The following is a 14108-nucleotide window of genomic DNA, read 5'->3' as shown; positions in this document are numbered from 1 at the left end:
TCCGGGCCGGCCCGTGAGGGGCGACCCCCTCACACTCCCCGGCATCCCCGTTCCGGGGGCGCGAGCTCCGCCCGCGCAGCGGTGACGGAGCACCGCCGAAGGGAAGCCGCTACGCGGCCCGTTTCCCCGTTTTCTTCACCTCTCCGCGGTTTCAATCTATCTCGCTCCGTCTGCTACGTGCCGAGCATTTCGGACGCGGGCGCAAGCGCCCTTATTTCGCCCGAAATGCTCGGCACTCCGCCGACTCCACTCAATTGATTTCATCCCGCCGGAGAGGCAAAGAAAAACGATCAGGAAGACGACAAAAGCCCCGTAGTTGATCTAGAACCACGGGACCCGTCGCCTCAATGATCGCACATTGATTGAGGAGAAACCATCGTGAACACCACCGCAACCGGGACCATCGAGCACATCGACCCGACCGCCCTCGTGATCGAGCAGAACGTCCGCACCAGCGCCCCGCTGACCAAGGAGTTCATCGACTCCATCCGTCAGAGCGGGATCCTGTCGCCTGTGCTCGGACGCCGCGACGAGCACGGCAACGTCATCGTCCGCGCGGGGCAGCGCCGGACCCTCGCGAGCCGTGAAATCGGCCTCGCGACGATCCCTGTCTACGTCGTGGAGGGCGACGACAAGACCGCCGAGCGGATCGTGCAGCAGATCATCGAGAACGACCAGCGCGCCGAACTCACCACCGCCGACCGCACCGCCGCGTGGGCGCAGCTGTCGTTCGAGGGCCTGTCGGCCGCGAGCATCGCCAAGCGCACCGGCACCAAGGCCGCGACCGTGAAAGCGGGACTGGCGGTCGAGGAGTCCGCAGTCGCGCGGACCGCGCTGCACGAGCACGAGCTGACCCTGGACCAGGCCGCGATCATCCTCGAATTTGAGGACGACGAGGAAGCCCGCGCCGACCTCATCACCGTCGCCACCACCAACCCGAGCCAGTTCACCCACACCGCAGAGCGCCACCGCAAGGCGCGCGCCCGCCACATCGCCGTCCTGGTGGAGGAGGCGAACCAGGAGGCCGCGGGCTTCACCGTCCTCACCCGCGATCAGGTCGACGGTGAGGGCAGCGCGTGGGTCGTCATCGACCCGCTGCGCACGGAGGACGGCAAGCGCGTCACCGTCGAGCACATCGCGACCATCGAGCCGCGCGGCGTCCTCGTGAGCACCATCTACGACGGCAACACCCACGTCTCCTACGCGATCCAGGACCCCGCGGCCCACGGATTCAGCTACGCCTACAACGCGCCCGCCGCACCCGAGACGGAGGAAGAGAAGGCCGAGAAGTCCGCCGAGCGCCGCATCCTCCTCGCGAACAACCGCGCCTGGATCGCCGCCGAGACGGTGCGCCGCGACTGGATCGCGACGCTCCTGTCCCGCAAGGCCCTCCCGAAGGACGCCGAGCGCGTCATCGCCCTGGGACTGACCGCGCACCGCTCCTCGGTGTCGGGCGGGATGGGCAACGGGAACGCTCTCGCGCACACCCTCCTCGGCATCCCCCAGCCCTCCGGCTACCACGCCGACGCGCTGGCCCCGCTGGTCGAGGCGAACCCCGCGAAGGCCCGCCTGGTCGCGCTGGCCATCGTCCTCGCAGGCCAGGAGGCGAACACGAGCAAAGAGTCCTGGCGCCGCAGCGACGCCCGCGCCGCCGCTCACTTCCGCCAGCTCGCCGCCTGGGGCTACGCGCTCTCCCCGGTCGAGCAGGTCGTCACCGGCGACAACACCCCCGCCGACGCCGCGGCCCTGAACTAGCCCGCTCCGCGGGGACCGGCAGCCGCCGGTCCCCGCCCTCCTCCCTCGACTCTGCAGAAAGGCCCACCATGACTACCACCACGACCCCCGCCCCCGACGTCGATGAGTGGGGACACACCCCCGCGCTGCGCGCCGCGCAAGTGTTCGTCAACGTCGCCGCCGAGTCTGGCGACACCCGCGCCCTTCACGTCGCCGTGCGCGTCCTGCTCACCGCCGCCGCTCACCACGCCTGGCCCACCGCCACGGCCCTCGTCTTCAAGCGCGAGACGGTCGGCACGTTCGCCGGATTCTGGGCGCTCTGGCGCGTCACCGACTCCGGACACCGCGTGCTGCGGGAGTGGGAGGACGAGCCCGACGAGATGAGCGACGAGAGCGACGAGGAGCGCGTCGCGCTCGACCTCATCACCAACAGCCACGAGACACAGGACTACGCCGACACCTTCGGACCCCTCAGCGAGGGCGTGGCGGTCGGATACCACCTCTACATGCTCTGAGCGTGCGTGCGGGCCGACCCGGAACGGGCCGGCCCGCACGAGGGGGAGAGCCCCCTCGACCCCCCGTCACGCGCGTGGAACGGCCACCCGCGCTCGAGCGGTGGTCAGCGGCGGGGACGCGCCTTGTGCGTCTTCCCCGCCCGGATGTTCCGGTTCTCGATCACACCGACGACGGCCAGCCCGATCGCGACTGCGACGAGGAGCACCCAGCCGAGGACGTTGAACCACTGGCCGGCGAACGCCGCGAACGTCTGCTCGCCCGCGATGCTGGCGAACATCAGCGACAGGCCGAACCAGACCATGCCGTTGCTGACCAGCGCGGCACGAGCCAGGGGAGTGCGGGGATTCGCCATGCCCTCACCCTCGCAGTTGAGGCTGGGACTGACCCCGATGGAGTGCCGCCGAGCAGCGGGACCAGGGCGACTTGCTTACTTGATGACAAGTAGACAAGTCAGTTCGCCGGCTGCCCGTCGCCGTCCCGGCGCCGTCGAGCTCGACGCAGCTTCGGGAAGCCGTTCAGCGCCTCGAACGTGATGATCGAGCGGGTCAGAGTCTCTGTCCCCAGCCGCTCATAGGCCCGTCGAGTGATCGGCCGGTTTCGGCAGAAGGTGTCGTGAAACCACGCCCGCGGGAGGTACCCCTCCGTGTAGAGGTCGTGGAAGTAGGTCGCGATCGCTTCTTTCAGCAGCAGGTCCGACCACAGCTCCGCCGTAGCCGGCGGCAGGCGGAAGAACCTCACAGCGGCGATCACACGCCGCGCCACCGCCGACACGCTCGCCACCGTCAACGCGAGGAAGAAGAGTCCGAGGAACCAGTGCTGCCCGTCGTTGCCGTTCGCGAAGATGGCCCAGGTCAGCAGGCCAGGGAACGCGACACCGACCAGCGCGTAAGGAATCGCGGTAAGTAGCGATCGGCGCTCCGCTGTGCGCAGCGCCGTCGCCGCGTAGCCGGCCTCGCCCAACTCGCCTCCGAGCGTCGGGCAGCGCGTCGTCACCGTGAACGAATCCGGGACGGGCGTCCCGTGCAAGTGCTTCGCGTTCAGAGCGCGATGCAAGGCGACGTCGCGCAGCTCGTTGTCATCGGCGCCGGTGAGATACCCCTCTGGCACCGCGTACTGATGCGCGGCGAACGCCAGCAGCTCGTGCGACGGCTCGACGCGCTCGTCGCCGTCCCCGAAGATCGAGGCGGCGGGAGAGTAGTGGATCATCTTCCCGCCGCGCGAGAACACCGACCGAGCGACCGCCGAGCGCACGCGCTGGCGATCGCTGCCGTCCGCGTTCGCTGTGATCAGGCCGCCCAGGCGTCCCCACGGTCCGCGATACAGGGCCGACATCTCCCGCACGACACTCACCGGCACTCCTCCCGTCCGACGCTCATCCGAGCGTCAACGGTAACGCCGCCCTAGTGGGCGTCGTCGTACGCCTTCTGGACCTCAGCAGAGATGCGGCCACGCTCGGAGACGTTGCGGCCGTTCTTCGCCGCCCACTCCCGGATCGCCTTCAACCGCTCCGGGTCACTCTTCCCGCGGGAAGGAGCCGAGGAGCCGGCGTTGCCGTCACGCCGCACGCGGCGGCCGGCATCGACGTACTTCTCGAACACGCGGCGCAGCTCGGCGGTGTTCTCTGCCGACAGATCGATTTCGTAGTTCGCGCCGTCAATCGAGAACGTGACGGTTCCACCGTCACCCTCGATCGGAGAGCCGTCCAGGTCATCGATAAGAGTGAGCTTCTGCGCCATCAGGGTTTCTCCAAGCAGGTAAAGGTAGTCGCCTCATGTCTAGCAGTCACGCATTCCCTATTGCCGTTGCCCCCACGCGCCGTTCCAGTACTCGGCGTTTTCGCTGAGTGTGCGGAGTACCTCATCGGGCGCTGCCGAAGCTGGCCAGAATTGAAGAAGGTACCGATCGACCACCCCCTCCGCGAACTCGTCAGCATTCCCGGCGTCACGGCCCTGAGCGCTCACCCGCACGCGATAGCTGCCCGCCGGCAGAGCGAGGTCTCCGCCCGACATGCCGCCCCACCCTTCCCACCGGACGGCATCACCGTCCTGGAACGCGGCCGACACCTCGACAACATCGTCCCAATCACTCGGCGCCGGCTCCCGCTCCCACAGCTCGACCCGCACCCCAGAACCACCCGACCGTCGCGCCATCACGACATGCACAACGCCCGGAACGGCCGCAGCGACCCAGCCGTTGACCTGACCGGCGAAGAACCGGTCCGCGTCCCCGTCCCACATGCCTGTCTGCGTCACCGTGAACTGCCCGTAGTCGGTCATCACAACTGCGTCCATCAGCACCAACACCACGGACGCACTCTAACCAGCACCGGTGCAGCGCGGCCCGCGCGATCCTGGCCGACGTCGAACGCCAGCTCGACGCCAACAGCGGCGCCCGCCGCGACCGCTGGCAGCCCGCCAGTGATCGCGCCCGAGGAGCCTACGGAGAAAGGATCGCGGCGCCGGCGGCTGCGCCGCCACCGCATCGGGCGCGCTCGGGGTCAGCGTGATGCGCAGCTCCCGCGCCGACTCATCCGGCGTCGACGTCGACCACTCGGCCGGATCGTGACCGTCCGGGACGACGTAGCCGCCACAGTCGACCACGGCGCCCTCCCGGTCGACCGTGACGCTCTGCACCAGCAGAGTGCCGGAGTCGTCGTACGGACTTCGCCCTTCGAGGACGTGGGTCGCGTCGATCCGGAGGCTCTTCGACCAGGAGAGCCGGCCGACGACGCCGGCCGGTGACGACGCCCACCATTGAGTGCCGTTCCACTCCACCCGCAGCTCGTCTCCGACCCGCACCGCCCCCACATGCTCAGTGACCGTCGAGTGGTACAGGCTCGACAGCATCGGGGTCCCGCGGTCCGCAAGAGTCTGGGAGCGCGCCCCTGCGATCCCGAACCGGCGATCACCGTTCTTGTGCATGGACCCGAGCTGCGGGTGACCGTCAGCCGCGGCCGGCGCATCCGTCGACGGGTCGAGAGTCATCCGCCTAGCCTCCCGCTACGGGAGGGAGCGGATCGAGCAGATGCGGTCCGTTGTTACGGACGCTGTTCACGTCGCGGGACACCTCGTAGTGCTCGAGGTCGTGCGCGACCGCGTACGACTCCCGGTCGAGCAGCTGCATCAGAGCGTCGACGTCGAGGTGTCCGCCGAGCCAGTCGTCGTACCCGTCCGGCGTGATGCATGCCGGCATCCGGTCGTGGACCTCACCCGGCGCTACATGCGAGTCGCGGGTGATGATCGCCGTCGACAGGCGCCACTTCTCCGGATCGTCCTCCGCCTTCGACGGATCCGGCCACGCCGACACGATGCCCGCCATCGCGAGGGCCGCGTCGGGCTCGTAGATGAAGTGCGGCTGCTTCCCCGTCTCCGTGACCGTCCACTCGTAGTAGCCGGCCGCCGGGATCAGCACCCGCGACGTCGCGAACGCCTTCCGGAACATGGGCGAGCTCGCGACCGTCTCGATCCGCGCGTTGATCGGCTGCGGCCGCTGCTTCTTGAAGTCCTTCGCCCAAACCGGCACGAACCCCCAGTGCACGGTCGGCGCCGACCGCTCCCCGTCGCGCTCACGCACGACGGTCACTGGCGACGTCGGCGCCACGTTGAAGTTCGGCCGCATTCCGGCGAAGCCGCCCGTGAAGAGGTCCGGGAGCAAGCCCTCGGTGTTGTCCTTAACGACGAAACGACCGCACATGCGCCTAGCTTACGGACGGCGCCGCCCGTACTGGGGTCGACGGTGCGAGGCCAGTCAGCGCATCGAGGCACGCGGAGTAAGGAACACCTGGCCCTCACTGTTGACCTTGATGCTCATCGGACTCCGCACACTGAAACCACGACTGGTGGGTCACCCGAAGCTTTGTCGACAGTGTTCTGTGTGAATCGTAGCGATTGCCCAGGTGCGTAGACCGTTACGCCCGCATCACTTCGAGTCTGAGGGTTTTTTACTTTCTCCAAGTCTGGTCACCAAGGGGGGATTTGGCACACAGTTCCCAGAGATTGTTCTGTAAAAGCCAGGCGGGCAAGGCTCGGTGGACTTTGGCATCATTCCTCAACAATCATAACTTTTAGCGGACTAGGTTCGGTTAACGCATCGTTGATATTAAACAAGATTGCTATTCCGAAGGCCAAAACCAAGACAATAAAGCCAACGATCGTTAGCCAGGAGCGTTCTGAAACAACTTTCGCACTAGCTTCGTTTGCCTCAATTTCCTTACGCAGAATAGTTTCCAATAGATCAACAGGAGTGTAAGAGGTAGCATTGTCTAGGTAATTTTGAGTGGGGACGGCGTGGCCTTTGTCCGGTACTAAGGCCCAAATCCCTAGGGCAACCGCAACTCCAAAACCGAGCAATGGAATCCACATAAGATCTGTTGATAGGGTGCTTGCAGTTCCAACTAAACCGGCAGCGCCGACTAAAACTCCCGCGCGCGTCTGAGTTGCCGAAGATCGGGCGGAGGTCAAATCTCGCTCGCGTCGCGTCGCGTCGATCAGCATGCCCAATTGTTTTTCTAGCGCATCGGAATTGCTGCTGTGCCAAGTCAAGCCAGGACCTCCATTAACTTCGTGATTGGTGCCATCAAGCCGTTCTGCTGTCCTGCTGTGATCCCAATGACGCTGTACGCGCCTTCACGGCTCATTAGCTGAAGCTTGGCCGGCGTCCAGAAACGTCGTATTCGTAAAGGGCTTTGTTGCTGTTGCGCTTTCGAATCGTCTGCACTGTTACATCGACATAACCTAGCGCAGAGAGCATGTCCGCGTACCATTTCTGCACAGGTACCTCGTGACCGGAAAAAGTGCTGTTTCCTACGATATAGGAGACGCTTCCACCAGGCTTGACGTGGCCGGCGGCGGCTTGGAAGTGAAGCCACATGTCGTAGTGGTACTTATGGACATACGCCGCGAGGACGGGTCCGCTTTTGCCACCATCGCGGGAGATGTTCTCGCAAACCGCGAGAAGCTGCGAGTCGATCGGCGTCGGATGCTCAGCAGCCCAGGAAGCGAGCTTGCTCGTCGCCGTTCCCCAGGTGCCACCGATGGCGCGCCAGTCCAAGTCACCCGCGTCACTGGGTGCGTCGAGATAGCGCGTCCAATACATATAAGGTCTGAGCTCTCGAATATACGACATGCGATTGCAATACGGTGGTGACGTGAGCACAAGGTCGGCTGGTTCAAGGTCGGCTAGGCCTGTGCGGGAATCTCCAAGTCGCACTGCGGCACTTCCGGCAAGGGTGGAAGAGGCCGATGAAGCTAGGTCAGCGGCACCGGCGAGGAAAAGCGCAATTGTTGCATCGTCATCAGTTGCCTTGAAGCGGGTCCCAGGCGCTATATCCTTGAAGCTCATGCTTTGATGATTGAATGCGGCTGAGCTGCTTGCGATGAGTGTGCGGCACAGCAATATCTCTAGTAGGTCGCGAATGTCGCCATTGTAGGTGTCGATGCTCGCCCGAAGCGTGCGCAGACCGTGGAGGGATCCAGGGCTCCACCAGCGCTCGATTCGAAAGATATCAGGCTGCCAAAGGCGGTCTCGTGCAGGAAAAGACTGAGCGGTATCAACTACGTCTGAAACTGCCCCAAGAAGAGTCGCCTCAATATCCTCTTGATAGTCGCGAGTTTTCGCATTTCCAAGCCATACAAGAAATGGATTCACATCGACTGATTGCCCCAGGTGGCCGTACTCCGCTGCTGCAAGGGGAGTGGTTCCAGTGCCACTAAACGGGTCTGTTACAACGGACCCTGGTTCGAGTAGCTCGAGCCGTTCGCGCACTACCTTGACACCGTAGGCGGGGGTAAGACGCAGCCAACCATGTCGACCCACCCCGGCGTTGGCGCGAAAAGTCATGTACTCGTTACGCGCAACACTATCTCGCGCAACTCGTTCAAGAATAGTCATTTTGCTTCCAAAAGGTGTTTGAGGACCACGTGCGTTTCTGTGCGTAGTACCGAGGCGTTGCGCTCAAAAAATGCCGCGAGGTCATAACCCACAACATTCTTGAAAAAGGCAAAAGTCGATGTCATTGTGTCGGCGGTGCCGGTCGTGCCAGCGAGGACAGCCCATCGACCCAACGTATATCGATTTCGAACAGTCTGATTGATTTGCGTGCTCATGATGGCAAGTACCGGGAGATATCCGTGAGCTACGGCCTGTACGGAGGAAGCCAAATCTCCATTTTGACGCTTACTGTCGGCGCTCTTGTAGCCTTGACGGACTTCTAATACGGCACCACGGAGAGGTACCGAAATCTTGAGGGCCTTTTGCTGTTCAGTAATCCAATTTCTAAGACGCTCGGCTGCCGCTGTGTCCTTCACGGCGTCAATTTCGATACGGCCATCCAATGTGATCAGTCGTACTGCACCCCCGTATGGAAACTCGTAGCTCCATCGAACTTGTTCCTCGGACAGGGCGAGCTGGTCGCGGAGTACGTGGCGGACCAATCGCTCGCTTCCAATGCCGAGTTGCCGGTAGAGCGAGGTCATCCCGCCAGCGGCCTTGTGTGCGGCGAACATGAGTGGCGAGTCAAAACCCATCCAGTGGTACAGCGGGTCGGACCCGTAGAGGCTCGTGAATCCGTCAAGGTCAACCTCAACCCCTCCACCCATCTTGGGGAGGTAGCCGGAACTGGTGCGCAAGGGAGACATGAGCACCTCTCGGTATTCGGCGTCATGGTCTGTCAGCGAGGGCACGTTGATCACTCTAGGTGGGCTCGCTCTCACCCTCTGCAGCCTTCGGGTGCTGAATGTAGGACGTGATCGCGTCGCGTCCGCTTGGGAATCTTCTGCCGGCCGTCCTGCGCGCAGACTGAGCCCATGACGTCGACAGAGGTGTTGAGCGCGCGAGCGCGCGACGACGCGCAGGTAGAGGCGCTGTTCAGCTCGGGGTGGCTGGCGTTCATCTCTGCCGACCGCCTCGCGGAGGAGCACCTGCCGCAGGTGCGCGAACAGTTCACCCGGTTCGAGCTCGTGGTCCTCGATGAAGACGTGCCGGTCGCTGCGGGCTGGGCGGTGCCGATCCGGTGGGACGTCACCCGGGAGGGTCTGCCTGCCGGGTACGGCGACTCCCTCCGCCGGTCACTCGAGGAGGAGGGCGAGGCGACGACCCTCGTCGTCTGCGCCGCGCAGGTGCACCCGGACCGCACCGGCGCCGGCCTCGCCGGGACGCTGCTCGGCGCGTTCCGCGACCTCAGCATCACCGTCGGCTACGACCACGTGATCGTGCCGCTGCGCCCGACGATGAAGCCGCGCTACCCGCTGACCCCGATCGACGTCTACGCGGCCTGGACCCGAGAGGACGGGCTGCCGCTGGACCCGTGGCTGCGCACACACGTGCGAATGGGAGCGACCATCCTCGACGTCGCCCCGCGATCGCAGGTGATGACCGGCACGGTCGCCCAGTGGGAGGAGTGGACCGGAATCGCCCTGCCGGCGTCAGGGGAGTACGTCATCCCCGGCGGCCTCTCGACGCTGCGCGTCGACCGCGACGCGGACGAGGGGATCTATGTGGAGCCGAACATCTGGGTGCAGCACCGCTGAGCCTGCGGGTGCTGCTCACGGCGAAGTCCCCACTTCTCGACCGCACCGCCACAGTAGAGCCACCAGCGTGCTGCCCGAACGTCATCCGAGCCGAACGCTGCTGCGCAGCTCACCTCCGCTCCACGTCTCAAGAACCCATCGATCGGGACCGGGCGACGCGCCCACTGCTTCCCCGGCCGCTTCCCGGGCCCGCTCGGCGCAGCCGTAGATCCCGATGACATCCGGCGTCTCGGCCCAAAAGGCGCTTCGCAGAAGTAGGTAGTGCTCCCCGTCGATGCTGATGCTCACACCACGGATCCTCGCTGGCCGCAGAGCCCCGCGATGGGTCCGGCACAAAGTGCCACTTCGATGGCGCGCGTCCCGTAAGGGGATCGATCTGCGGGACGCTTTCAGCGGACCGCTCGGAGGGGCTTGGCGTCGTCATCGCGTGCTGGTGATGTCGCCAGGGTCGACCGCAGGTCTTCTCGTGCTCGTTGGTAGCGGGTACGTGCGGTGGACGCGGGGACGCCGAGGAGGTGTCCTGCTTCGGTGATGGAGAAGCCGTCCCAGTGGATGAGGTGGACGAGTTCGGCCTGTTCTGGCGCGAGCCTGTCGATCGCGTCGCGCACGTCGACTCCTTCGTCGGCTGGGCGTCCCTCCGTGGGAGCGGTCGCGAGGACGCCGCGGAGCCGGCCGGAGAGGTCAGCTCGTCTGCTCTCGGTGCGAGTGCTGTTCGAGAGGACGTTCCGGGCGATGCCGAACAGCCACATCCTCGACTCCTCCGCGGTGCGGGGGAGGGCGCTGACACGGCGCCATGCGGTGAGCATGACGTCCGCGAGCGCGTCGGCGGCGTCCTCGAGAGGGAGGCGGCGTTGTAGGTACTTGAGCAGGTCGGGCGAGGCGACGCGCAGGGCCTCGGTGAGTTGCTCCGCCTCATCGATCTTCCTGCGGGTCACCAGGTCGCTCCGGGGCAGTGGGCTTCGCCGGCGATGCTGATGTTCGCGGCGTCGACGTCGACGTTCTGCGCAGTGAGTTCGGCGTCGAGGGCGTTGCTGATGATGCGTCCAACCGCGGTCGAGTACTCCCGGTCGGCGTTGTAGAACTCGGTGCCGTAGCCGGCCGACGTGCGGGATCCGTCAGCGTTGATGAAGGATTGGTCCTCGGTGCGCAGTTGCGCGACGGTCTCCTCGAGCGCACCGTCGCTGAGGAGAGCGTCGATGTCGGTCGTCTGGTAGAAGTTCTCGACTACGGCGACGGCCGCCGGATCGGTCCCTTGAACGTCTCCCATGCGCTCCTCGCATTGGACACCGCTGGGCAGCGAATAGGTGATCGAGGCGTCCGGCGTCTCCGCCCACGGCGACCACGCGCCCGTCGCCGCGGCGGCCGCTGTCGCCATGCCACCGAGTAGTACCAGCGAAGCGACTCCGGCGACCGCAGGACGGGCCCAGCGGTGGCGGCTGACGCGGGCCTCTGCCGCCGCGAGCTGTTGCAGCTCGGCCAGCTCGGCGGCGACGTCGTCCGTCACTGTCGATGTGCGGGGGCTGGACTCATTCAGCAGGACGTCCAGGGGGTCTCGGTCAGGGGCGGCAGTCATGACGGGCTCCTTCGAAAGCGGGTTCATCCTGTACATGTCCACCCGACCCGCAAACGTCTGCCGCAGCACGAAATCGGCTCGCCGCCCTCGTCAGGGCGCCGGCGACCACGCCGGACGTCAGGTCGCGAGGGACGCGGCGAGCTCGGCGGGCGCTCCGGCGGAGCGGGGCTGCCACGACTCGAAGACGCCGTAGGCGATGATCCGCTCCGCGGTCGACAGCAGCGGATTGCAGCTCGTCATCGTGATGAGGCGGTCGGTCGGAGCGACGTCGCTCGTCCAGGGGACCGGATCGATGACCTGCACTTCGGAGGGCTGCACGTATTCGAGGTTCCGGAACCGGTAGGTGTACCAGCCGTCGGCGGTCTCGATGTAGATCGCATCACCCAGTTGCAGCTCATCGATGAGGTGCATTCCTCCGCCGGCGGCGGAGCGGTGCGCGGCGATCGCGAAGTTCCCCACTTCGCCGGGCATCTGCGTTCCCGGGTAGTGGCCGATGCTGCCCACGTCGAGCACGTTCTCCGCGTCGACGCCCTCAGCGATCGTGCGCACCCACCCCTCGCCGTACCGGGGGATATAGAGGTTGCCGAACGTGGTGTCTAGAGCTGCGACTGGCGCGATCACTGGGTCGCCGGGGGCGGCCGGCTCAGCACTCGGCTCGGACGGCGCCTCAGCGGACGGGGCGTCATCACCCCAGCTCTGGCGCAGCTCGGCCGCTTGATCTTCCTGCCGGCCCGCGATCACGGCGTCGTTCCACCACAGCTGCCAGGCGAGGAACAGCAGAACGAGGACCCCTGCGGTCATCAGCAGCTCGCCGAGGACGCCGAAGAAGGACAGGCGGCGACGAGCCGAACGGCGTCGGCGCCGCGACACGTCCACGGATGACGAAGCGGTCATGCGCAGGAGTCTAGGTGTGCCGCTCTCACCGGCATCGCTACGGGAGACGTCTCGTGCGGGAATCGTTCGACGGTCCGACGTTTTGGGCCACTGCTCGTTCTCGCGCGCCGTCGCCGTCCCTTCCGCTGCCTGCCCTGACCCACTGGCAAGCGCGTCACCGCAAGCGAATCGCGTCGCAGTGTTCAGCCCGGAGTGCACCGGGCCGAACGATCAGATAGCGACGGACGGTGTAGTAGCTGCTCCATCCGGCGTGTTTGTGCGAATACTCGGGTTCCGGGTGCGTGACGGGTAGACGAGGGCTAGACCGGCAGCTGCAATCCAGCACGCCGTCCAGAGGCCGTGTCCGGGAGTGCCGTCGGCGCTGCCCCATTCGACCCAGAAGAATCCGGGGTCTGCCACAGGGCAGGCGAGAACAACTGCTGCAACCGTCGCTACCCCTGCGGGAACCTAGGGAACGAGGCGTGCGACCACCAGAGCTACAACGACGAGAGCGAGGGCACCCCAGAGATACAGAAGGGGCATGAGGTCGTACGACGACATGGCCTCAGCGCAGGACGGGTTCATTTCATTCCATCTAGCGCCCGTGCATGGCTGCCAGTAGGACGACGTCGCCCAGGTCACCCACAGCGCGACGCCCATGAGCGTAGCTGCGCACGCCAACCGGACTAGAGCCTTAGTGTGCTGGCGTCGCCCCATGCTGAAAATGCTAGTCCGCCGACCGTCCCGGTGGACGATCGTTCATCGGTGCACGCAGACGCGACACCGAGCGCCTGTCGTTCCTCACGGTCGCCTGCACAGCTCGTCGCTGCGTCCCAAACCTCGTGCAGATGACCGTGAACGTTCAGGTCTTCGAGTTCGTCTGCACAACCGACGTGAGCGCGCCGGAATCGTCAGCCGCAGTAGTGATGCTCGAGTACTTCACCCCTCGAAGAAGTAGTGCAGCACTCACCCCGCCGACTACAGCCGCCACGACACCGAGACCGACAGCGATCCCCGCCGTCATCGGATCACCCACGACGGCAGCTACGCCGGCCGCAACAACCCACGGAACGCTCGACCCTACGGCCGGCCCAATAGGGCTGATCAGCGGGGACGACTCGGTGGCTCGTCCCGACCGCAGAGTGATCAGAATCGCCACGAATCCTCCGGCGACGGCAGCCAGGGCACTGACCCCACCGATAATGGCGCCCACCATAATCAAGTAGGCGAAGGCGCCCCACCCGCCCTGTTCGCGGAAGTCGGAGTTACCCGTAAGGACCAATCCCAGACCGAGCAGCGCACCCAGCACCACGCCGACGGGTACAGCACAGAGAGCGGCCCTCCGATGAAGATGGACGATTTGCCGCATGTAGCCACGTTAGCCGGAGAGTCTCCCGGTCAGCGCAATGGCCGTCCCGTAAGAGGATCGTTCACCGATGCGGATCTGACCCGAGTGGTCCAGCGCGCTCCTGCCGTTCACCCGTTGGTCCGATAGTGATGTTGTGCAGACGCTGTCGCTCAAGGCTTCCGCAGCGATCGCGGGCGCAATCACTCTCCTCGCCCTCGTCGCGGGCGTCTTCCTCGACGGATTCTCGTTCGCGTGCAACGAGTCCCTTCCGCCTCAGTGCACGGGGTTTGACGTCGCGTGGCCGGCTCTGTGCTCTGTCGCCCTCGCGACCCTTGTTCTCCTGGTCGTAGCGATGCGCGCCAGCAGGCGCTCTCACGCTCGATGGAGGTGGCTGTTGCTCGCCTTGGGCGTGGTCGGCGCCGTCACCAGCTGGGTTCTCGCTCTGCGTACCGCCATGATCATCGGTTGAGCAGCCCACGGCACGGTCGAACGACCGCTTGTTCCGTATGGAGATCGTTCATCGGGGCGAGGGGGCGGT

At 65.4% G+C, this 14108-nt stretch carries 17 protein-coding genes; 3 read left to right on the top strand and 14 right to left on the bottom strand.

What is annotated here, in order from left to right; genetic code table 11:
- Positions 1-378: 378 nt before the first annotated feature.
- On the top strand, positions 379-1755 hold the full coding sequence (locus C5C29_RS15675) for a ParB/RepB/Spo0J family partition protein (RefSeq protein ID WP_181128842.1): 1377 nt from the start codon (positions 379-381) through the stop codon (positions 1753-1755).
- 68 nt (positions 1756-1823) lie between these two features.
- A complete protein-coding gene (locus C5C29_RS15670) occupies positions 1824-2249 on the top strand; it encodes a hypothetical protein (protein WP_146078855.1) in 426 nt (141 codons plus the stop codon).
- A 104-nt stretch (positions 2250-2353) separates the two neighbouring features.
- Here C5C29_RS15670 and C5C29_RS15665 read toward each other — a convergent pair whose 3' ends face one another.
- From C5C29_RS15665 to C5C29_RS16915, 9 genes are all read right to left on the bottom strand, one after another.
- On the bottom strand, positions 2354-2602 hold the full coding sequence (locus tag C5C29_RS15665) for a hypothetical protein (protein WP_104227071.1): 249 nt from the start codon (positions 2600-2602) through the stop codon (positions 2354-2356).
- A 98-nt stretch (positions 2603-2700) separates the two neighbouring features.
- The gene (locus C5C29_RS15660; protein ID WP_104308536.1) at positions 2701-3600 is read right to left on the bottom strand and encodes a hypothetical protein; all 900 of its coding nucleotides are present in this window, start codon (positions 3598-3600) and stop codon (positions 2701-2703) included.
- Between the two features lie 50 nt (positions 3601-3650).
- Positions 3651-3986 (bottom strand): Lsr2 family protein, encoded by a 336-nt coding sequence (locus tag C5C29_RS15655; RefSeq protein WP_104227073.1) that lies wholly within the window; start codon positions 3984-3986, stop codon positions 3651-3653.
- Positions 3987-4043: 57 nt separating this feature from the next.
- Positions 4044-4556, bottom strand: a complete 513-nt coding sequence (locus tag C5C29_RS15650) for a hypothetical protein (protein WP_104227074.1) — start codon at positions 4554-4556, stop codon at positions 4044-4046.
- 9 nt (positions 4557-4565) lie between these two features.
- Complete coding sequence (locus C5C29_RS15645; protein WP_104227075.1) at positions 4566-5234, bottom strand: hypothetical protein; 669 nt, start codon at positions 5232-5234, stop codon at positions 4566-4568.
- Positions 5235-5238: 4 nt separating this feature from the next.
- Positions 5239-5943: an SOS response-associated peptidase gene (locus tag C5C29_RS15640; RefSeq protein WP_104227076.1), complete on the bottom strand. Its 705-nt coding sequence runs from the start codon at positions 5941-5943 to the stop codon at positions 5239-5241.
- Between the two features lie 347 nt (positions 5944-6290).
- A complete protein-coding gene (locus C5C29_RS16920) occupies positions 6291-6743 on the bottom strand; it encodes a hypothetical protein (protein WP_146078853.1) in 453 nt (150 codons plus the stop codon).
- Positions 6744-6885: 142 nt separating this feature from the next.
- The gene (locus C5C29_RS15635) at positions 6886-8139 is read right to left on the bottom strand and encodes a DNA methyltransferase (RefSeq protein WP_104227077.1); all 1254 of its coding nucleotides are present in this window, start codon (positions 8137-8139) and stop codon (positions 6886-6888) included.
- Positions 8136-8930 carry a hypothetical protein gene (locus tag C5C29_RS16915; RefSeq protein ID WP_146078852.1) on the bottom strand — a complete coding sequence of 265 codons (795 nt, stop codon included), beginning with the start codon at positions 8928-8930 and terminating at the stop codon, positions 8136-8138. Before C5C29_RS16915 ends, C5C29_RS15635 begins: the two co-directional genes overlap by 4 nt.
- A gap of 123 nt (positions 8931-9053) precedes the next feature.
- Between C5C29_RS16915 and C5C29_RS15630 the strand changes: the two genes are divergently transcribed.
- Positions 9054-9776: a hypothetical protein gene (locus C5C29_RS15630; RefSeq protein ID WP_104227078.1), complete on the top strand. Its 723-nt coding sequence runs from the start codon at positions 9054-9056 to the stop codon at positions 9774-9776.
- Positions 9777-9857: 81 nt separating this feature from the next.
- Here C5C29_RS15630 and C5C29_RS15625 read toward each other — a convergent pair whose 3' ends face one another.
- The 5 genes from C5C29_RS15625 to C5C29_RS15605 form a co-directional block, all read right to left on the bottom strand.
- Complete coding sequence (locus C5C29_RS15625; protein WP_104227079.1) at positions 9858-10064, bottom strand: hypothetical protein; 207 nt, start codon at positions 10062-10064, stop codon at positions 9858-9860.
- Positions 10065-10165: 101 nt separating this feature from the next.
- The gene (locus C5C29_RS15620; protein WP_104260280.1) at positions 10166-10711 is read right to left on the bottom strand and encodes an RNA polymerase sigma factor; all 546 of its coding nucleotides are present in this window, start codon (positions 10709-10711) and stop codon (positions 10166-10168) included.
- Positions 10708-11385 carry a hypothetical protein gene (locus C5C29_RS15615; protein ID WP_146083499.1) on the bottom strand — a complete coding sequence of 226 codons (678 nt, stop codon included), beginning with the start codon at positions 11383-11385 and terminating at the stop codon, positions 10708-10710. Before C5C29_RS15615 ends, C5C29_RS15620 begins: the two co-directional genes overlap by 4 nt.
- 81 nt (positions 11386-11466) lie before the next feature.
- A complete protein-coding gene (locus C5C29_RS15610; RefSeq protein WP_104238310.1) occupies positions 11467-12243 on the bottom strand; it encodes a class E sortase in 777 nt (258 codons plus the stop codon).
- Positions 12244-13084: 841 nt separating this feature from the next.
- A complete protein-coding gene (locus tag C5C29_RS15605) occupies positions 13085-13591 on the bottom strand; it encodes a hypothetical protein (protein WP_146076974.1) in 507 nt (168 codons plus the stop codon).
- Between the last annotated feature and the right edge of the window lie 517 nt (positions 13592-14108).

The organism is Rathayibacter sp. AY1H2 (assembly GCF_002931985.1).
Lineage (GTDB): Bacteria > Actinomycetota > Actinomycetes > Actinomycetales > Microbacteriaceae > Rathayibacter.
Note: the sequence above shows the minus strand (reverse complement) of the source record. Positions and strands in the feature narration are given on the sequence as shown.